2 tRNA genes are annotated in these 356 nt (G+C 56.2%); both read right to left on the reverse strand.

The features are described from left to right. Window positions 1-120: 120 nt before the first annotated feature. Window positions 121-197, reverse strand: a tRNA-Asp gene (locus tag DIE04_RS29545). A gap of 83 nt (window positions 198-280) precedes the next feature. Then, window positions 281-356, reverse strand: a tRNA-Glu gene (locus DIE04_RS29550).

Below are 356 nucleotides of genomic sequence, written 5' to 3' on the forward strand. Positions count from 1 at the left end.
AACCCCTGTACTCACCGTGAAAGGGTGATGTCCTAGGCCTCTAGACGAAGGGGACAACGTACTGCTTACATCTTTAACACAAAAGCCCGCTCAAAACGTTCATTTGAACGGGCTTTGTTCTGGCGGAGCGGACGGGGCTCGAACCCGCGACCCCCGGCGTGACAGGCCGGTATTCTAACCGACTGAACTACCGCTCCAACTTTCTTCACTCTCACCTGCAGGACCTCGTTCACGTCCTGCAAGCGTTGCGACACTTCTACTACGAAACGCCGCTGAATCCTGGCGTCCCCTAGGGGATTCGAACCCCTGTACTCACCGTGAAAGGGTGATGTCCTAGGCCTCTAGACGAAGGGGAC

This window comes from Burkholderia sp. Bp8994, from assembly GCF_003853805.1.
In the GTDB taxonomy this organism is placed as follows: domain Bacteria; phylum Pseudomonadota; class Gammaproteobacteria; order Burkholderiales; family Burkholderiaceae; genus Burkholderia.